Origin of the sequence: Nakamurella endophytica (assembly GCF_014646215.1) — a bacterium.
Lineage (GTDB): Bacteria > Actinomycetota > Actinomycetes > Mycobacteriales > Nakamurellaceae > Nakamurella > Nakamurella endophytica.
The window spans coordinates 48,619-67,020 of the sequence record NZ_BMNA01000006.1 but is presented as its reverse complement, the minus strand read 5'-3'; the positions used below and the strand labels follow the sequence as shown (position 1 = coordinate 67,020).

The following is an 18,402-nucleotide window of genomic DNA, read 5'->3' as shown; positions in this document are numbered from 1 at the left end:
TCAGCCCTTGACGCTGCCGGCCAGCAGGCCGCGGACGAAGAACCGCTGCAGCGACAGGAACACGGCGAGCGGGATCAGCATGGCGATGATCGCGGCGGCAGGGAGCACGTTGGCCGCGGAGGCGAACTGGGTGGTCAGCCCCTGGATGCCGCGGGTGATCGGGGTGGTGTTCGGGCCGGCGAACGTCAGCGAGACCAGCAGGTCGTTCCAGACCCACAGGAACTGGAAGATGCTGAACGCCGCGATGGCCGGGACCAGAAGCGGCAGCAGTACCCGCAGGAAGATCTTGACGTGACCGGCGCCGTCCACCCGGGCCGCTTCGACCAGGCTGCCGGGGATCTCGGACATGAAGTTGTGCAGCAGGAAGATCGCCAGCGGCAGCCCGAAGATCGTGTGCGAGAGCCAGATCGACCAGAACGAGCTGGTGAGCCCGAAGTTGGAGTACATGGTCAGCAGCGGCAGCAGCGCCACCTGGATCGGCACGATCTGCAGCGCGAAGATCGCCACGAAGAGGAAGTTCTTGCCCTTGAAGTCGATCCACGCGAAGGCGTAGGCGGCCAGGAGCGCGAGGGTCACCGGGATGAACACCGCGGGCAGCGTCACCACGAAGGTGTTGAGGATGAACCCGGACATCGGGTTGCCGGTGCCGTTTCCGGTCCAGGCCCGGCTGTAGTTGGTGAACGAGAAGTGGATGACGTTGCCCACCCCGTCGCTGCCGAACAGGCGCCACCAGCCGGAGCTGGACGGACCCGGCTCCGACCGCACCGAGTTGATCAGCAGACCGATGGTCGGGATGGTCCACAGGACGGCGATGACGACCGCGATGAGGGAGGCCCACGGCGAGGAGAGCTTGGTCTTGGCCTCCTGCGCCCGCTGCGCGGCCCGCAGCCGGCGGCCGGTCGGCTGCGGCTCGGGCGCCGCGATGAGCGGCGGGGTGGTGGTCGTCATCGGATGCCCTCCGACTTCTTCATCTGACGGACGTTGAACACGATCACGGGCAGCACGATGACGAAGATCAGCACCGCGCTCGCACCGGCGAAGCCGGGCTGCGAGACCGTGATCTGCCGGTAGAAGGCGTTGGCCAGGATGTCGTTGTTGGGCAGGTTGCCGCCCATCACGTTGACGATGTCGAAGGTCTTCAAGGAGGCGATCGCCACGGTGGTGATGACCACGACCAGGGTCGGTCGGATGGTGGGCACCGTGACCGAACGGAACAGCCGCATGCCGCTGGCGCCGTCGATCCGAGCCGCCTCGATGATGTCGTCGGGAACCGCCTTGATCGCCGCGGAGAGCGTGGTCATCGCGAACCCGGCCTGGATCCAGATCATCACGACGATCATCGCGAAGGTGGCCTGCGGGAACTTCAGGGTCCAGTTCGACGGCGACCCGCCGAATGCGGTGACGACGGCGTTGGCCAAGCCGACCTGTGGCTGGCCGGACGGCGCAGGCGCGTAGTAGACGTACCGCCAGATGATCGACGCGGCCACCATCGAGATCGCGGTCGGCAGGAAGATCAAGGCCTTGGCCGCCGCCTCGAACCGGGTGCGGTCGACCAGGACCGCGTAGACCAGTCCGAACACTGTCGCGAAGATCGGCACCAGGAAGACCCAGAGCACCGTGTTGATGATCAGGTCACCCTTGCCGATGGACAAGATGTAGCCGTAGTTGTGGAAGCCGTTCCACCCCAGGTCGCGGCCGAACTGGTCGAACTTGCGAAAGGACTGGAAGATCGTCTTGACCGCCGGCCACACCAAGCCGACGGACACCGCGACGATGACCGGGCCGAGGAAGCCGAGCACCAGGGTGCCGTTGGGCACCCGCTCGCGGTCCACCAGGAACAGGATCAAGGCCATCACACCCACGAACAGGGCGATGGCCAGCACCATGACGATGATCTTCTGGACCGCCGAGGTGGGGTTGAACAGCATGTTCAGGAACCAGCCGTGCGACTTCGTCGAGTCGAACAGGATCTTGGTGCCGGTGAATGCCTTCCAGCCGATCCATACCAGCGCCACGATGATGACGCCCAGGATCGCGCCGACCAGCCAGGTGATCCAGTTGTTGCCGGCGGGCTCCTTGCGCACGTGCGCCGGCTCGGTCGGCCGGGTCAGGGTCTGAGTCAACTCGCCTTCACTCCTCTCGTCGGTCAGGCGGTAGCGGAAAGTTCGGTCGTGCGGCACCGCCTGCCGGCGCGACAGGTCCTGCACAAGCGGGAAGCAGATGGCCCGACCCGGTCGAACCGGGTCGAGCCACCTGCCCCCCCACTACGAAGTGCCTGTCCGCCCCCCGGGTGCGGGCGACGGGGTCCGGGCTGTCACGAGCTGTCAGCCGCGGAGCCGGCCGCGCGTCAGCTGGCCGGCCATGCGGCGTCGATCGCCGCGAGGGTGGTGGCGTCGTCCTGCCCGGTGATCCACGCGGTCAGCTGCGACCACTCGGCACCCGAACCCACCGCGGCCGGCATCAGGTCCGAGGCGTCGAACCGGGACACCGAAGTCGGATCCTGCAGGATCTGCACGGACAGCTTGTTGATCGGGTCTGCGACGTTCTTGATGTCCAGGCCCTTGTTCGCCGAGATGCGCGACTTGGAGGACTTGGACTGGTTGTTCGCCCAGTGCGCGGTGGTCAGGTAGTACTGGAACGCCTGGACCTCCGGGTTGGTGGAGAACGCAGCGACGAACTCGCCGCCGACCTCGATCGGCTTGCCGAAGTTCTTGTCGGACATCGCCGGCTCGTAGAAGGCGTACAGGTCGCCGTCCGGCCCGAAGGTCGGGGTGCCCTTGAAGTTCGTGGCGTAGAACGACGCCTGCTGGTGCATGTAGCACTTGCCCGACTGGATCGGCAGGCCGCCGTCGGCGAAGGCGGTCTTGGCGATCGAGGCGACGTCACCGATGCCCGCGTTCACGTACTTGCTGTTCTTCCAGATCGACCCGACGGTCTTGAGCGCGTCCGCGATCGGCTGGTCGGAGAACTTGACCTTGTGGGCGATCCACTGGTCGTAGACGTCCGGGCCGGCCTGGCGCAGGACGACCTCCTCCAGCCAGTCGGTGGCGGTCCACCCGGTGGCCGTGCCGGACTCGATACCGGCGCACCACGCCGCGGGACCGCTCGGGTTGTCGGCGGCGATCTTGTCCGAGAGCGCGACCATGTCCTCCCACGTGGTGGGCACGGTGTAGCCCTTGGCCTTGAACATCTTCGGCGAGTACCAGACCAGCGACTTGACGTTGGCGCCCAGCGGGGCGGCGTAGAACTTGCCGTCCACCGTGCCGTACGTCTTCCAGCCCTTGTCCCAGTACTTGTCGACGTTGGCGGCGACCTGGGCCGGCGCCTCGACGACCTTGCCCGTGGCAACGAGCTGCTGCAGCAGGCCCGGCTGCGGCACGAAGGCGATGTTGGCCGCGTTGCCGGCGGTGGCCTGCTGGACGATCTGGGTCTCGAAGTTCTTGTCCGCGGTGTAGGTGACGTTCACGCCGGTGCAGGTCGTGAAGTCCTTCCACGAGCTGGACAGCTGCGTGCCCTCGTCGCCGGTGATCCCGGCGTAGACCGTGACGGTCTTGCCGGAGATGTCGGGGAAGGCCTTCTTGGTGTCGTCGCACCACGTGGCGTCGTCGTTGGGCAGTGACCCACCGCTCGTCGGTGCCGAGCCGGAGCTCGAACCACCGGAAGACCCGCCACTCGACGCAGACGAGGAACCGGAGTTCGGCGCTGCCGGCGAGCTCTCGCTGCCGGAGCCGGTGCCGGCCGAGCTGGACGAGGCGGTGTCGGAGGAGCTGGAGGACACACTGGACGCGCTGGAACTGCTGGAACCGCCGCTGTTGTCGCTACCGCCACAGGCGGTCAGGATCAGCGCGACGGCACCGATCCCGGCGATGCTCGCCATCGCTCTGCTGGCCGACGTACGTGACACTCGGCTGACCTCTCTTCCTGGACACGAACCGCTGTGAGGGCGCTCACAGCACCTGAGCATGAAAACGCTTGCAATGCCGATGCGCAAGTCGTGATCGCTCGCCAGCGGTAACAATCCCGTAACCCCGACGACGCCACGCACAGCGGTGCGCCGGTCCGCGCAGGGCCCGTCACCGGCCGCGACAACCCCTCCGACCAGCCACGACCGGGCGACCGTCACGCCGGTCGGGCAGCGGCCGTGCGCCCCGACGTCGGCCGGCCGTGCCAGGATCGGGGCAGCCCGCCGGCGGAACCAACCGGGCGACGGCTGGGTGGCGGTCGGACCGCGCGACGACGGACGGACGGGGGTCGGGATGGCGCAGGACCGGGCGTCGGCGGACGCCCGCCCGGCGGACCACGACGGCGCCCCGGACGGTGCGGTCGCCGACCCGCCGAGCTACGAGTCCGACGTGGAACGGACCCTCGGCTCGCTGGTCACCCTGAACCCCATGCCGCCGGACGAGCGGCCGTCCGGCGGCCCGATGACGATCGACGACATCTACCGCACCCACAGAATGGGCATGGTGCGGCTGGCCATCCTGCTGGTCGACGACCAGGCGTCCGCCGAGGACGTCGTGCAGGAGGCCTTCGCCGGGCTCTTCCGCAACTGGTCGGGGCTGCGCGACACCGCGGCTGCCATCGGGTACCTGCGGACGGCGGTGGTCAACGGCTCGCGATCCATGCTGCGGCGCCGGCGCACGGCCCGCGCCTACGTGCCGCCGCATCCGGGCACCGAACGGTCGGCCGAGTCGCTGGCGCTGCTCACGGCCGAGCACCAGGCGGTCGTGTCCGCCCTCGCCGATCTCGCCCCCCGGCAGCGCGAGGTGCTGGTGCTGCGCTACTACGGCGGGCTCTCCGAGGCCGAGATCGCCGAGGCCACCGGGCTGTCCAAGGGCACGGTCAAGTCCACCGCCAGCCGCGCGGTCGCCAAGCTGGGCGACATCATGCGGGCGCGGTGAGCCCGCAGGACCGCCCCGGCGATCCGGAGACCGTGCTGTCCCAGGCGCTGCGGGCGATGGCCGGGGCCGCGCGCGAGGCCCCCGCCCGGGAGCAGCCCGCGCCCGGTGGCCGGCGACGGCTCACGGCGGGCCAGGTGCTGCTGCTGGCCGTGCTGCTGGGGCTGGTGGTCGGCGTGACGGCCGGCATCGTCAGCCTGCTGGCGTGACCCGCCCCCATTCGGGCAGCCCGTCCCGGTGACCGGCCCAGCCCCCGACGCCGCCGCCCGGGCCCCCGACGCCGCCGTCCGCGCCGCGCTCGAGGACGTCCGGGCGCGGCTCGGGATGGTCCCCGACGCGTGGCGGCCGCCGGTGCAGGGCGCGGTCGGCCACCTGACGGGCCTCGCCGCCCCGGACGGCTCGCGCTGGGTGCTCAAGGTGTTCCCGGCGCCGGCGGCGTCGCGGGCGCTGGTCGAGGACGCCGCGCTGCGCCTCGCGGCCGGGCTGCCCGGTGTGCCGGTGCCGGCCGTCGCGGCACGGGGCACCGCACCGGCGGGACCGGGAGGGCCGGCCGGTGCCTACCTGGTGATCGGCCGGCTCCCCGGGGAGCGGTGGTCGGACGTCCGCCCCCGGTGCACGGTGGCCGAGACGGCGGGCATCCTGCGGGCGGCCGCGGGCGTGCTGCGGGCCCTGCACCGCCGCACCGGCGCGCGGTTCGGGCCGGTGGTCCCGGACGACGACGCCGGGGACGCCGCAGCGGACGGACCGGGTCCGGACGCGGTCGAACGGGTGCACCGCCGCTGGGTGGCGCTGGAGCCGGAGTTCCGCTCGAGCGGCGGCCCGCCGGAGCTGGCGGACGGCGTCGGCCGGCTGCTGCGCACCCGCCGCGATGCCCTGGCCGGCTGCCGGCGTCCCGTGCTGTGCCATCACGACGTCAACGGCGGCAACCTGTTGCTCGCCCCCGACCGGGCGCCGTCCGGGCTGGTCGACTGGGAGAAGGCGGGCTGGGACGACCCGCTCGCCGACCTGGCGCTGACCGCGGTGCACGTCGAGCACCACGAACCGGCACTGGTACCCGAGCTGGTGCGGGCGTACGGCGTGACGGCGGGACCCGAGCTGCAGCGCTTCGACGTGCACCGCGCCCTGCTGCTGGCCGCCGAGCGGTGTTGGATCACCCACGACCGCCCCGCCGGCGCGGACGCCTCGATGCGGGGGTTGGACCGCCGGCTGCGGGACCTGCTGGTGCAGGCCGGGCTGCTGCGGGCCGGGGTCGCGGGACGGCACGGCGACGCCGACCGGTGACGAGCGGCGACCCGGTTCGTCGTGGACCGGGGCACGCGCGCCCGGCTCCCCGTCCGGACGACAGATCCCGATCACCGGTCGGCGGGGGGGAAGGCCGCGCAGCGCCGCGGTGTTGATCCAGGTGTGACCCCCAGCGCCGCCGTCGTCGCCCCGTCCGTCCCCCAGCCGCTCGAGCCGCCCGTGCCCGCCTCGGTCGCCCTGGTCGACCGGGCTCCCCGCACCCCGGCCGGTCCCGCCCCCGCGGAGGCCGGTCCCGACGGTGCGGTGCGGCGCTGGATCCCGCGGCACGTCCGCATCACCCGGTCGGCCGCGGAGCTGCCGCACACGCGCGAGATCGTCGCCCGGTGCGAGGCCGCCGGCGTCCAGGACATCGAGGTGCTCCGCGGCGACCAGGTGACCGGCCTGCGGGAGGGCAACGAGCGCGAGGTGTACGCCCGCGCCAAGTCGACGCTGGCCGTCGTGGTCGCCCCGCCGAGCGTGCGCAAGCCACAGCCCATCCCGCCGAGCGCCGACTGGCGGATCGACCTGGCGCGCGGCTGCCCGGCGCACTGCCAGTACTGCTACCTGGCCGGGTCGCTGGCCGGACCTCCGGTGACCCGGGCGTACGCCAACCTCGACGAGGTGCTGGACGGTATCCGGACGCACGCCGGGCGGGGCGCCGTCACCAGCGGCACCGCGGACCGCGGCCACGAGGGCACCACGTTCGAGCTGTCCTGCTACACCGATCCGCTGGGCATCGAGCATCTGACCGGGTCGCTCGCCGAGGCCATCACCCGGGTCGGCACCGGCTGCTACGGGGACGCGCCGTCCCTGCGGTTCACCACGAAGTTCGACGACGTGGCGGGCCTGACCGGACTGCCGCACGGCGGCCGCACCCGGGTCCGGTTCTCGGTCAACGCCGACGAGGTCGCCGGCCGCTTCGAGGGCGGGACCGCCCGGATGCCGCAGCGGCTGCACGCCCTGGGCCGGCTGGCCCGGGCCGGGTACCCGGTGGGCCTGACGATCGCCCCGGTCATGCCGGTACCGGGGTGGCAGGAGTCGTACGGCAGCCTGCTCGACCGGGTCGCCGCGGAGCTGGCCGGCGTGCCGGACGTCGACCTGACGGCCGAGATCATCACCCACCGGTTCACGCCGGCCAGCAAGGACGTGCTGCTCGGCTGGTACCCGGCCACCCGGCTGGAGATGGACGAGGACCGCCGCCGCGCCAAGCGCTCCAAGTTCGGCGGGGTCAAGTACGTCTACCCGGCGGACGTCATGGCCGACCTGCGTGGCTGGTTCAGCGACGCCGTCGCGACCCGGCTGCCCGGGGCCCGCCTGCTGTACTGGACCTGATCCGCCACGCCGCGGCCGGCGCGGTCAGATGCGGCCGCGCCGCTGCAGCAGGACGAACGCCCCCCAGCCCAGCGGCGCGGGCAGCCAGAAGGTCGCCGCCCGGAACACCAGCACCGCCGGGATGGCGATGGCGACCGGGATGCCGGTGGCCGTCAGCCCGCCGACCAGCGCCGCCTCGACGGCGCCGAGGCCGCCGGGGGTGGGTGCGGCCGACCCGATGGCCGATGCCGCCAGGTAGACCACCACCAGCACGGTGATGGGCAACTCGGCGGAGAAGGCGCGCAACGAGGCGCCGAGGGCCAGCACGTACCCGGCGTCCAGCACGAGCACCCCGGTGACCGCCAGCACCAGCCGGCGCGGGCTGCTCAGCGCCGCCACCAGCTGGGGCACGGTCTGCCGGACCAGCGGCTGCAACCGGCGCCAGGCCAGGCGCCGGGTGGGCGGCAGCACGGCGACGACGGCGACCGCGGCGGCGGTCGCCGCCAGCACCACCAGCACGTCGCCGCTGGGCAGCAAGGACAGCCGGGACCCGGACACCCCGCTCAGCCAGCCGCAGACCAGCAGCACCGGCACGGTCACGGCGACGGTGACCGCCTCCTTGACCGCCACGTCCGCGGCGGCGGTGGCGGCGGGCACCCCGCTGCGCTGCAGGTAGCGGATGTTCAGGCCGACGTGGCCGACGGTCGGCGGGGTGACCAGGGCGAGGAACGACGACGCCAGCTGGACGAGTGTGGTCCGGCCGAGCGGAAGCCGGACCAGCACGAACGCGTGCAGCGCCAGCGCCGCACCGACGTAGGTCACCGCCGAGGCGAGCACCGCCGCGCCCAGCCAGCCCAGGCGGGCGTGGGCGAAGACCTGCGCCAGGTTGACGTGGGAGAGCTGGGTGGCCAGGACGTACGCGGCCACCGTGCCGCCGACGACGCTGACCACGGTCCGCGGGCGCAGCCGCTCCAGCCGCGGCGGGCGCCCGGCGGCCCGGGCCACGGCCGGGTGGGCCAGCGCGGCCCGCAGGTCCGCCAGCACGGACGTGCCGCGCAGGGCCCGCCGGGTCGGCCGGGGCAGCACGAGAGGCTGGAGCAGCGCGGACAGCCGGGCCTCGGCGACGGCGTCGGACAGGTACCCGGACCGCAGCCCGGCCACGGCCGGCGCCACCCCGACGACGACCGCCGCGGCGACCAGCAGCGCGACGACGTCGAGCTCCCGCTGCAGCTCGGTGGCCGCCGGTTGGGCGAGCGTGAAGTCCGCGAAGCCGACGCCGCCGTCGGGCTGCACGAGCACCGTCTCGGCGCTCAGCGCGCCGTGCGCCACGGCGGTGCCGTGCAGCCGGCGCAGGGCCGCGAAGGCCGGGCCCAGGTCCGACGGGACGGCGCCGTCGGCGGCCGCGCGCAGCGGTTCGCCGCCGATCGGCTGCTCGACCAGCACCAGCGCCCGTCCCGCCGACAGCAGCGCCAGCACCTGCGGCGCGGTGACCCCGGCGGCAGTGGTCAGCGAGGTGGTCAGCGCCCGGCGCTCCAGCTGTCCGCGCAGCGACAGCGCCGGATGCCCGACGACGGCGGCGCGCAGCCGGACCACCCGGCCGGCCCGGCGCGCCAGCGGCACCCCGCGCCGGTCCGGGTCGATGACCGTCACCACCAGCGTCCGGCCGGTGCCGTCGGCGGCCAGGTAGGTGATCCGGCCCGCGGCGTCGTCGTGCGGCTGGAACGAGGTGACCGGCAGCCCGCCGCGCTCCAGCACCGTGCGGATCGCCAGCTCGGACGGCCGTGCCGGCACGACCCCGAGGGACACCCGCACGGCCAGCCCGGCGCAGATCCCGACCAGGACGGCGTAGGCCGCACTGGGCACGGTGAGGCTGCCGAGCAGCAGCGAGCAGCCGACCACGACGGCCACGGCCAGCCGGCTGACCAGCCACCAGCGCCGCCGTTGCAGGTCCGCCCCCACGAAGAGGGCGATGGCGGCCGTCACCGGGATGCCGGCCGACTGGACCGGCGGCCCGATCAGGACCTGTGCCGAGGCGTGGCCGGCGAGCAGCCGCACGCCCTCCGGGAGCAGCCAGCCGGCGAGGACGCCGAGCCCGCAGGACAGCAGCGCCGAGGTGACGGCGAACCGGCGGAACCGCAGGGCGCGCAGTGCGACGACCGCGAGGATCCCGAGGATCGCCAGCGAGGACGCCGCGTTGACCAGAGAGATCGCCCTGCGGGTCAGGGTCCTGGCCGGGACCGCGGGCACCAGGGCGGTCGGGTCCGGCATGCCCGCTCCGGCCAGGACCACCACGGTCGCCAGGACCACCAGACCGGCCAGGGCCAGCAGCAGCCTGGCCAGGTCGAGCGGGCGCCGGACCCGCGGCCGGGACCAGAACGAGGACAGCAGTCCGGCGGCCGTCCGCCGGATCGCCGCCGCGTCGATGTCCCGTGACCGCATCGCTCCCTCTCGCCGTCGGACCGGTCGTCCCGGCCCGGTCCCATCGTGCGGGTTCCGCGGGCGCGGCGGCGGTCCGACGCGGCCGGGCGGGCGGAACCGCCGCCGAACCCCGACGCAACACGGACCGCCGGCGACGACAGCGCTGTAGACGAGAACCGTTCCGCCGTCGCCGGTTTTCGGCTCGCGCAGCCCGGGAACGGGACTGTCAGCATCCAGGAGTTCCACCTCGAGGAGGCGTTGCCGATGTTCCTCCACCGTCAGGAACTGCAGCACAAGGTCAAGCCGAGCAAGCCCGACGCCGTGTACGCCCGCAAGCTGCAGGAGGTGCTGGGCGGCCAGTACGGCGAGATCTCCGTGGCCATGCAGTACGCCTTCCAGGCCTGGAACATGCACATCCCCGGCAAGTACCGCGACATGGTCTTCGGCATCGGCGCCGAGGAGTTCGGGCACGTCGAGATGCTGGCGACCATGATCGCGCAGCTGCTCGAGAAGGCACCGCTGGGCATCACCTCCGATGCGGTGCAGTCGGACCCGACGGTGGCCGCGGTCGTCGGCGGGACGGACATCCAGCACGCCATCGTCGCCGGTGCCGGCGCCCGCCCGGTGGACAGCATGGGCAACCCGTGGCAGGGCAGCTACATCACGGCCAGCGGCAACCTGATGGCCGACTTCCACGCCAACGCCAACGCCGAGATGCAGGGCCGCGTGCAGGCCGTCCGGCTGTACCACATGACGGACGACCACGGCGTCCGTGACCTGCTGAAGTTCCTAATCGCCCGGGACACCATGCACCAGAACCAGTGGCTCGCGGCGATCGAGGACCTCAAGGAGTCCGGCGTGGAGAGCCTGCCCGTGCCGAGCAACTTCCCGCAGTCGCAGGAGGACACCGACGTGTCCTACCAGTACATCAACTTCTCCGACGGCGGCCAAGCCGGTGACGGACGGTGGGCCAGCGGCCCGTCGATCGACGGCAAGGGCGAGTTCAGCTACGTCGCCGAGCCGCCGGCAGGGGTGCCGATGCCGCCGCCCACGCACCCGGACTCCCGGTTCTACGGGACGACCGAGCTGCCGAACGTGGTGGAGAAGGTCGCCGGGGTCATCCAGGACAAGCTGAACCGGGAGTAATCCGCCAGGGGCTGCGGGTCCGTGCAGGACCCGCGCCCCCGGCAGGACGCCCCCGGCAGGCCGGCCCCGGCAGGCCGGCGCCCGGTCGGGGCCAGCCGGTTCCGTTCGGCGCTGGCCGGTTCCGGCGGGAGTCGGGCTGGGGCCGGCCCGCGTCGTGCCCGTCGTGCCGTGCCACGTCGTGCGGCGTCGTGCAGCGCCCGTGCGCCGGTCGGCGTCGTACGGGTCAGTCGACGAGGGAGAACATCGACCCGGGATTGAACAACCCGTCCGGGTCCAGCGCACGCTTGACCGCGCGGTGCACGGCGAGCCCGACCGGGCCGATCTCGGCGGCCAGGTACGGCTGCTTGATGCGGCCGACCCCGTGCTCCCCCGTCACCGTGCCGCCGAGCGCCCGGCCGGCGTCCAGCATGGCGCCGAACGCCCGCTCCGCGGCGGCGGCCTGTTCGGCGTCCGCCGCGTCGTAGACCACCGTCGGGTGCATGTTGCCGTCACCGGCGTGCCCGACCACGGCGATGGTCACGCCCTCCCGCGCGGCGATGCGTTCGCAGTCTGCGATCAGCTCGGCGATGCGGGTGCGGGGCACGCACACGTCGTCGGTCAGCCAGGTGCCCACGGTCTCCAGCGCGGTGAGCACGTCCCGGCGCGCCTGCAGCAGCATCCGTCCCTCCGCCAGGTCGGCGGTGACGTAGCTGAAGGTGGCGCCGCTGTCCTGGCACACCTGCTCCAACCGCTCCATCTCGGACAGCCCGACGGCGCCGCCCGCGTCCGACTGACCCAGCAGCAGGGCGGCCGGGGTGTCGGCGCCGGGACCGAGCAGCTCGACGCCGGTGTGCCGCTCGACCGCCCGGATCGAGGTGGCGTCCATGATCTCGAGCAGGCTCGGCACCAGCCCGGCGCGGATGGCCCCGCTGACCGCGGCGCCGGCCGCCTCGGCCGAGTCGAAGGCGGCCACCAGGGTGCACGGCGCCGCTGGCAGCGGCCGCAGCTGCACGGTGGCCTCGGTGATCACAGCGAGGGTGCCCTCCGACCCGACGAGCAGCCGGGTCAGGTCGTACCCCGCCACGCCCTTGACCGTCCGGCGACCGGTGCGGAGCACCTCGCCGGAGGCCAGCACGACCTCCAGCCCGAGCACGGCGTCGGTGGTCACCCCGTACTTCACGCAGCACAGCCCGCCGGCGTTCGTCGACAGGTTGCCGCCCACGGTGCACCAGTCGTAGGAGGACGGGTCCGGCGCGTAGAACAACCCGCGGGCCTCGACCGCGGTCCGCAGCGCGCGGTTGACGACGCCGGGCTGCACCACCGCCAGCCGGTTGCCTTCGTCGATCTCCAGGATGCGGTTCATCCGGGTCATCACCAGCGACACCGCTCCGTCGACGGCGTTGGCCGCGCCGGTCAGACCGGACCCGGCACCGCGCGGGACGATCGGCACACCGGCTGCCGCGCACCGCCGGACCACGGCCACCACGTCCGCCGTGCTCTCCGGGAACACCACCGCCAGGGGCAGCCCGGACGGAGCCGTGGGCACCATGTCCCTGGCGTAGCCGCGGGTCACGTCGGGATCGGTGAGCACCTGGTCCGGTCGCAGGACCGACCGGAGCGTGGCGGGCAGGTCCGCACCGGCGGGCGTCGACGGCGGGCGCAGCACGGGTGCGGCCATGGACGCACGCTAGCGTGGCGGGCCGCCCTGGCGCCGCCCGGTGGGTGACGCAGGTCTCCCACCTGCACAGACGGGCAGCGCGACCGGGGTGAACTCACAGGCAGCTCGCCCCGGCGCCGGTAGTCTCTGCGGGGTGACCACCTCCTCGATGGCCATCCTCCCGGGCTGGCTGGACCCGTCCCACCTGATCCAGTCGACCGGCTCGTGGGCGGTGGTCGTCGTGATGGCGATCCTGTTCGCCGAGTGCGGCCTGCTCATCGGCTTCTTCCTGCCCGGCGACACGCTGCTGTTCATCGCCGGGCTGTTCGTCGCCGAGGGGTCGCTGCGGATCAACCTCGTGCTGTTCATCGCCCTGCTGTGGGTGGCGGCGTTCGCGGGCAACATGGTCGGCTACGCCATCGGCTACAAGGTGGGGCCGGCCGTGTTCCGCCGGCCGGACGCCAAGTTCCTCAAGCCCGAGTACATCGAGCGGTCGCAGGCCTTCTTCGACCGCTACGGCAAGGTCACCGTGGTGCTGGCCCGGTTCGTGCCGGTGGTGCGGACGGTGGCGACCGTGATGGCCGGGGCGTCCCGGATGAACGTGCGGATCTACACCGTCTACTCGGCGATCGGCGGTCTGCTGTGGGTGGCCGCGGTGACGCTGGCCGGCTACTTCCTCGGCCAGATCGACTTCGTCAAGAACAACGTCGACGTCATCTTCGTCGCCGCCGTGGTGATCGTCGTGCTGGTCTCCGCGGTGCCCGCGCTGCTGCACATGGCGCAGCGGCGCCGCGCCGGCCGGCCCTAACACCGCCCTGACACCGCCCTGACCCGGGTCGCCGCGCCCACGGCGAGCAGCTCCCCGCCGGCACGCTCGGGGCAGCGCCGTCCGCGACCCGATGAGCGGCCCGGTCAGCAGCCCGGGAAGCTGACGTCCACTCCGAAGAAGCTCGGCTGGGACGCGCAGGCGCCCGAGCGGACTCCGCTCGCCGTGCTGCCCGCCCAGTCCATGACGCGGTCCCGCTGCTGCCAGCCGAAGAAGACGAGCGCGGCGGCCAGCACCAGCGTGAGGATCTTGCCGACGATCTTCCTGATCACGATTGCCACCACGACGCCGACCGCCGCCACCGCGACCAGCGCCCAGGGAGCGGCGTCCTTGACGGCCGAGTAGTCCAGGCTCATGGCCGGCAATCTACCGAGAGTCACCATGGTCACGGGCCGCATCGGGCAGGACGGCGTGGCACCACCGGATCGGCCTCCGCCGTGCGGGTGGCCGTCCGCCGGTCACCGGCCGGTGACCGGGCGGCTCACCAGGCCGTGCCCAGGTCGGCGTGCCGCCGGATCCAGGCGTGCATGGCGATGCCGGCGGCCACGCCGGCGTTCACCGACCGCGTCGACCCCCACTGCGCGATGGCCACCACCAGGTCGGCGGCGGCCGCCGCCTCGGCGGTCAGCCCGGTCGACTCGGCGCCGAAGAGGAGCAGCGACCGGCGGGGCAGCTCCGCCGTCTCCAACCGCGCGGCTCCCGGCAGGTTGTCGACGGCGACGACGACCAGTTCGTGGGTCCGGGCGTGCGCGACCAGCGACGCCGTGTCGTCGTGGTGCTCGAGGTGCTGGTACCGGTCGGTCACCATGGCGCCGCGCCGGTTCCACCGCCGCCGGCCGACGATGTGCACCCGGGCGGCGGCGAACGCGTTGGCCGTGCGCACCACCGTGCCGATGTTGTGGTCGTGCCCCCAGTTCTCGATCGCGACCTCGAACGGGTGCCGGCGACGGTCCAGGTCGGCGACGACGGCCTCCCGCCGCCAGTACCGGTAGGCGTCCACCACGTTGCGCCGGTCCCCCGCCGCCAGCAGGTCGGGGTCGAGCCGGGGATCGGACGGCCACGGCTGCGGGTGCGGCCCGACGCCCACGCCGGCGGGCCCGGTCTCCCACTCGGTGGGCCCGGCGCCGGCGTCGGCGGTCCGGGCCGTCCCGGCCCGGTGGTCGCCGGGGGTCGGCGCCCCGGCTCCCGAGCCGGTCAGGCGAGCCCCAGGTCCGCCATGTCCAGCAGGTGGCGGTACGGCAGGCCCCGTCCCCGGATCGCCTCGGCCGCGCCGGTGGCCCGGTCGATGACGGTGGCGACGCCGACGACCGTGGCGCCCTCCTCGCGGAGCACGTCCACGGCCTGCAGCACCGACCCGCCGGTGGTGGAGGTGTCCTCGACGGCGAGGACCCGGCGGCCCCGCACGGCGGGTCCCTCGACGCGGCGCTGCAGCCCGTGGTCCTTGGTCTGCTTGCGCACCACGAAGGCGTCGACGGGGCGACCCGGCGCGTGCAGGATGGCCGAGGCCACCGGGTCGGCGCCAAGGGTCAATCCACCGGCGGCGTCGTAGTCCCAGTCGGCCGTCAGCTCGCGGAGCAACCGGCCGATCAGCGGCGCCGCCTCGTGGTGCAGGCTGGGCAGCCGGCCGTCGATGTAGTAGTCGGCCTCCCGGCCGGAGGCCAGCACCACCCGGCCGTGCACCACCGCCAGCTCGCGGACCAGCTCGGCCAGCCGCGCCTTGGCCGCGGCGTCGACCGCCGGTGGCCGGTCGTCCTGCACCGGGGGCTCCGCTCCGCTCACCCGGGTCACCCTAGTGCAGCGGTCCTGGGCCGATCCGGTCCGTACGGACCCGGCGGCGGTGGCATGCTCGCGGGACGTCCCCGCCGAAAGGTCAGATCGTGGCTCGTCACAGCCGGCACCACCTCGAGAACTTCGCCGTCAACTCGATCGACACCGGTCGGCTCACCGTCTGCGTGCGGGAGCTGGCCGACCGGGTGGACGGCCGTCCCCTGGTGCTGGTGCACGGCAACGTCTCGTCGTCGCCGTTCTTCTTCCCGCTGATGGCGGGACTGGAGCACGAGGCGCCGCGGATCCGGCCCATCGCGGTCGACCTGCGCGGGTTCGGCGGCACCGACACGCTGCCGGTGGACGCGACCCGGGGGCTGTCCGACTTCGCCGACGACGTGTGGTCCGCCGTCGACGCGCTCGGCCTCGGTCAGGTCGACCTGCTGGGCTGGTCGATGGGCGGCGGCGTGGTGCTGCAGATGATCTGCGACCGGCCGGCGGACGTGCGCACCGCCACCCTGATCAACCCGCTGTCGCCGTACGGGTTCGGCGGGACGGTCGGCGTGGACGGCCGGCTGATCGCACCGGACGGTGCCGGCTCCGGCGCGGGCACGGTGAACCCGGACTTCGTCGAGGGCCTGCGCACGGGTGACGACGGCACCACGTCGGCGGCGTCGCCGCTGACGGTGCTGCGCTCCTTCTACGTCGCGCCGGGCTGGGACGGCGCCGACGAGGAGTTGTACCTGGCCTCGATGCTCTCGACCGCGGTCGGCGAGGACAACTACCCCGGGGACTCGACGACGTCGCCGTCCTGGCCCGGGGTCGCACCCGGCCGCCGCGGCGTGCTGAACACCATGGCGCCGACGCACCTGGACCTGTCGGCGGTCACCGACGTCGAGCCCAAGCCGCCGCTGCTGTGGCTCCGCGGCGAGCTCGACCAGATCGTCTCGGACACGTCGATGTTCGACCTGGCGCACCTCGGGGCGCTCGGCGCGGTCCCGGGCTACCCGGGCGCGGACCGGGTCCCGGCGCAGCCGATGGTCGCGCAGACCCGCTCGGTGCTCGACGCCTACCGCTCCGGAGGCGGCGTGTACACCGAGACGGTCGTCGCCGGCGCCGGGCACAGCCCGCACATCGAGCGGACCGACGAGGTGCTCGGCGCGCTGCTCATGCACCTGGACGCCTGACCGCTCCGCTGCCGGCATCCCCGGCGGACGTCGCCCCGACACCCGCCGGGCCGGTCAGGTCCGGCCGCGCTCCAGGCCGCCGGCCACCCGCCGGACCAGCCCGCGCGGCAGCACCCGGACCGCCCCGACGAGGGTGCGGTACAGCGGGCCGGGCACCGACACCGGGCGGTTGGCGCGCAGGTCCGCCAGCGACGTGCGGACGACGGTGTCGACGTCGACGTAGACCCAACCCGGGGCGCGGCTCATGTCGATGCCGGCGCGCCGGTGGAACTCCGTCCGGACGAAGCCGGGACACAGCGCCTGCACCCGCACCCCGGTGCCGCGCAGCGGCGTCGTCAGTCCCTCGGTGAGCGCCACGACGAACGCCTTGGACCCGGCGTAGGTGGTGCCGCGTCCGGGGATCAGCCCGGCGACGGACGCCACGTTGATGACGCCCCCGTGCCCCCTGGCCACCATGCCGGGCAGCGCGGCCCGGGCCAGCAGCGTCACTGCGGTCACGTTCAGGTCGATCTGGTGCTGCAGCTCCGCGGGCGGTGCGTCCAGGAAGTCGTGGCCGACGGCCAGCCCCGCGTTGTTCACCAGGAGGTCCACCGGGCGACCGGGGTCCGCGAGCCGCTCCTGCACGGCCTGCAGCTGCGCCGGATCGGTCAGGTCCGCGGCCAGCACCTCGACGTCGGGGGCGCCCTGCGCGCGCAGCGGCCCGCGCGCGTCCTCGAGCCGGGCCGCGTCCCGGGCGACGAGCACCAGGTGGTGACCGGCGGCCGCGAGGCGGCGGGCGAAGGCGGCGCCGATGCCGGACGAGGCGCCGGTGACCAGAGCGGTGGGCATCCCCCGACGGTAGCCAGCGGCCGTGCCGGGCGGCGGTCGGGTCGCGGCGGTCGGGTCGCGGCGGTCGGAGTGCGGTGGCCGGGGCCGCGGCGGTCAGCCGGGTGCGGCGGCCGTCGAGCCGCGCACCACCAGCTCGACGGGCGCGGCGGCGTCCTGGTCCGCCCGGCCGGCCAGTCGCTGGTAGGCCGCCGCGCCGATCCACCGCCGGTCCACCCGCACCGTCGTCAGCGGCGGGTCCAGCAGGGCCGAGGTCTCCAGGTCGTCGTGCCCGACCACCGAGACGTCCGCCCCGACGCGCAGCCCGACGCGCCGCGCCGCGTGGTAGACGAAGTGCGCGGCGAAGTCGGAGTTGGTGACGACGGCCGTCGGCCGGTCCCTGCCGCCCAGCACGGCGGCCACGTCCGCGGCGATGGCGTCGCCACGCAGGTCGGTCTGCAGCAGCCGGGGCGTCAGGCCGTGCCGGAGGCAGACGTCCAGGTAGGTCCGCAGCCGGTCCTCGTCGGAGAGCAGCCCCACCGGCGCCGTCAGGAAGCCGATGTCCCGGTGGCCGCGGGCGACCAGGTGCTCCACCGCCAGGGTGACCGCCGCCGTGGAGTCGGGCGCCACCCTGGACACCGGCCCGGCGGTCGCGGCGCTCGAGTTGACGATCACCGTCCGCGCTCCCGGCCGCAGCGCCTGCCACTCGGCGACCGCAGCGGCGTCGCCCACCGGCGCGATCGCCAGCGCGCCGACCCGACGCCCGGCGAGCGTGCGGATGTGCCGCCGCTCGCGGTCGGCGGAGTACTCGGAGTCCATGGCGACGACGGTGACGTCGTCCAGGAAGGCCGCCTCCTGCATGGCCGCCAGGACGTCGTTGAAGAACGGGTTGGCGACGTTGCGGACGATGAAGCCGAACATCTGCGACCGGCCGGTGCGCAGTTCCCGGGCGACCGGATCGGGGCGATAGCCCAGTTCCTCCGCCACCGCCAGGATGGCCGCGCGGCGCTCGGCCGAGACGCCCGGCTTTCCGTTCAACGCGAAGCTGACCAGCGCCCGCGACACCCCGGCCGCCCGCGCGACGGCATCGATGGTCGGCCGGCGGCCCTGCTCGCGGTGCGCCTCCACCGG

General features: G+C 73.6%; 17 protein-coding genes. 7 read left to right on the top strand and 10 right to left on the bottom strand.

From position 1 onward, the window contains the following. The 3 genes from IEY37_RS15105 to IEY37_RS15095 all read right to left on the bottom strand — a co-directional run bounded on the left by IEY37_RS15105 (position 1) and on the right by IEY37_RS15095 (position 3,877). Positions 1-948, bottom strand: a complete 948-nt coding sequence (locus IEY37_RS15105) for a carbohydrate ABC transporter permease (protein WP_188942985.1) — start codon at positions 946-948, stop codon at positions 1-3. After that, the gene (locus IEY37_RS15100; RefSeq protein ID WP_229674476.1) at positions 945-2,123 is read right to left on the bottom strand and encodes a carbohydrate ABC transporter permease; all 1,179 of its coding nucleotides are present in this window, start codon (positions 2,121-2,123) and stop codon (positions 945-947) included. Before IEY37_RS15100 ends, IEY37_RS15105 begins: the two co-directional genes overlap by 4 nt. Positions 2,124-2,347: 224 nt before the next feature. Further along, on the bottom strand, positions 2,348-3,877 hold the full coding sequence (locus IEY37_RS15095) for an ABC transporter substrate-binding protein (protein ID WP_188942982.1): 1,530 nt from the start codon (positions 3,875-3,877) through the stop codon (positions 2,348-2,350). Between the two features lie 379 nt (positions 3,878-4,256). Here IEY37_RS15095 and IEY37_RS15090 point away from each other — a divergent pair, with 379 nt between their 5' ends. From IEY37_RS15090 to IEY37_RS15075, 4 genes are all read left to right on the top strand, one after another. After that, positions 4,257-4,901 (top strand): SigE family RNA polymerase sigma factor, encoded by a 645-nt coding sequence (locus IEY37_RS15090; protein WP_188942980.1) that lies wholly within the window; start codon positions 4,257-4,259, stop codon positions 4,899-4,901. Beyond that, the gene (locus IEY37_RS15085) at positions 4,898-5,107 is read left to right on the top strand and encodes a hypothetical protein (protein WP_188942978.1); all 210 of its coding nucleotides are present in this window, start codon (positions 4,898-4,900) and stop codon (positions 5,105-5,107) included. The genes IEY37_RS15090 and IEY37_RS15085 overlap by 4 nt, the downstream gene beginning before the upstream one ends. A 28-nt stretch (positions 5,108-5,135) precedes the next feature. Beyond that, complete coding sequence (locus IEY37_RS15080) at positions 5,136-6,179, top strand: phosphotransferase family protein (protein WP_188942976.1); 1,044 nt, start codon at positions 5,136-5,138, stop codon at positions 6,177-6,179. A 123-nt stretch (positions 6,180-6,302) separates the two neighbouring features. Continuing rightward, on the top strand, positions 6,303-7,511 hold the full coding sequence (locus IEY37_RS15075) for a spore photoproduct lyase family protein (protein WP_229674475.1): 1,209 nt from the start codon (positions 6,303-6,305) through the stop codon (positions 7,509-7,511). A gap of 24 nt (positions 7,512-7,535) precedes the next feature. On the opposite strand, the gene IEY37_RS15070 is transcribed toward IEY37_RS15075, so the two are convergent. Beyond that, positions 7,536-9,929: a lysylphosphatidylglycerol synthase transmembrane domain-containing protein gene (locus IEY37_RS15070; RefSeq protein ID WP_188942975.1), complete on the bottom strand. Its 2,394-nt coding sequence runs from the start codon at positions 9,927-9,929 to the stop codon at positions 7,536-7,538. A gap of 243 nt (positions 9,930-10,172) precedes the next feature. Here IEY37_RS15070 and IEY37_RS15065 point away from each other — a divergent pair, with 243 nt between their 5' ends. Next, positions 10,173-11,054: a manganese catalase gene (locus IEY37_RS15065; protein ID WP_188942974.1), complete on the top strand. Its 882-nt coding sequence runs from the start codon at positions 10,173-10,175 to the stop codon at positions 11,052-11,054. 223 nt (positions 11,055-11,277) lie between these two features. Here IEY37_RS15065 and IEY37_RS15060 read toward each other — a convergent pair whose 3' ends face one another. Continuing rightward, positions 11,278-12,711 carry an FAD-binding oxidoreductase gene (locus IEY37_RS15060; RefSeq protein WP_188942973.1) on the bottom strand — a complete coding sequence of 478 codons (1,434 nt, stop codon included), beginning with the start codon at positions 12,709-12,711 and terminating at the stop codon, positions 11,278-11,280. 133 nt (positions 12,712-12,844) lie between these two features. Between IEY37_RS15060 and IEY37_RS15055 the strand changes: the two genes are divergently transcribed. Next, on the top strand, positions 12,845-13,498 hold the full coding sequence (locus IEY37_RS15055) for a DedA family protein (RefSeq protein WP_188942972.1): 654 nt from the start codon (positions 12,845-12,847) through the stop codon (positions 13,496-13,498). A gap of 104 nt (positions 13,499-13,602) precedes the next feature. Here the strand turns inward: IEY37_RS15055 and IEY37_RS15050 are convergent, their stop codons facing one another. The 3 genes from IEY37_RS15050 to pyrE all read right to left on the bottom strand — a co-directional run bounded on the left by IEY37_RS15050 (position 13,603) and on the right by pyrE (position 15,295). Then, positions 13,603-13,872 (bottom strand): hypothetical protein, encoded by a 270-nt coding sequence (locus IEY37_RS15050; RefSeq protein WP_188942971.1) that lies wholly within the window; start codon positions 13,870-13,872, stop codon positions 13,603-13,605. 125 nt (positions 13,873-13,997) lie between these two features. Continuing rightward, positions 13,998-14,603 (bottom strand): TrmH family RNA methyltransferase, encoded by a 606-nt coding sequence (locus tag IEY37_RS15045; RefSeq protein ID WP_229674474.1) that lies wholly within the window; start codon positions 14,601-14,603, stop codon positions 13,998-14,000. A gap of 107 nt (positions 14,604-14,710) precedes the next feature. Next, positions 14,711-15,295: an orotate phosphoribosyltransferase gene (gene pyrE / locus IEY37_RS15040; RefSeq protein WP_188942970.1), complete on the bottom strand. Its 585-nt coding sequence runs from the start codon at positions 15,293-15,295 to the stop codon at positions 14,711-14,713. A 98-nt stretch (positions 15,296-15,393) separates the two neighbouring features. On the opposite strand from pyrE, the gene IEY37_RS15035 reads away from it, so the two are divergent. Further along, on the top strand, positions 15,394-16,467 hold the full coding sequence (locus IEY37_RS15035; RefSeq protein WP_229674473.1) for an alpha/beta hydrolase: 1,074 nt from the start codon (positions 15,394-15,396) through the stop codon (positions 16,465-16,467). A gap of 54 nt (positions 16,468-16,521) precedes the next feature. On the opposite strand, the gene IEY37_RS15030 is transcribed toward IEY37_RS15035, so the two are convergent. Together IEY37_RS15030 and IEY37_RS15025 are read right to left on the bottom strand one after the other, a co-directional pair. Next, on the bottom strand, positions 16,522-17,295 hold the full coding sequence (locus IEY37_RS15030; protein WP_188942968.1) for an SDR family NAD(P)-dependent oxidoreductase: 774 nt from the start codon (positions 17,293-17,295) through the stop codon (positions 16,522-16,524). Between the two features lie 93 nt (positions 17,296-17,388). Beyond that, entirely contained in the window at positions 17,389-18,399 is a 1,011-nt protein-coding gene (locus tag IEY37_RS15025; protein ID WP_188942966.1) for a LacI family DNA-binding transcriptional regulator, read from the bottom strand. Positions 18,400-18,402 lie beyond the last annotated feature (3 nt).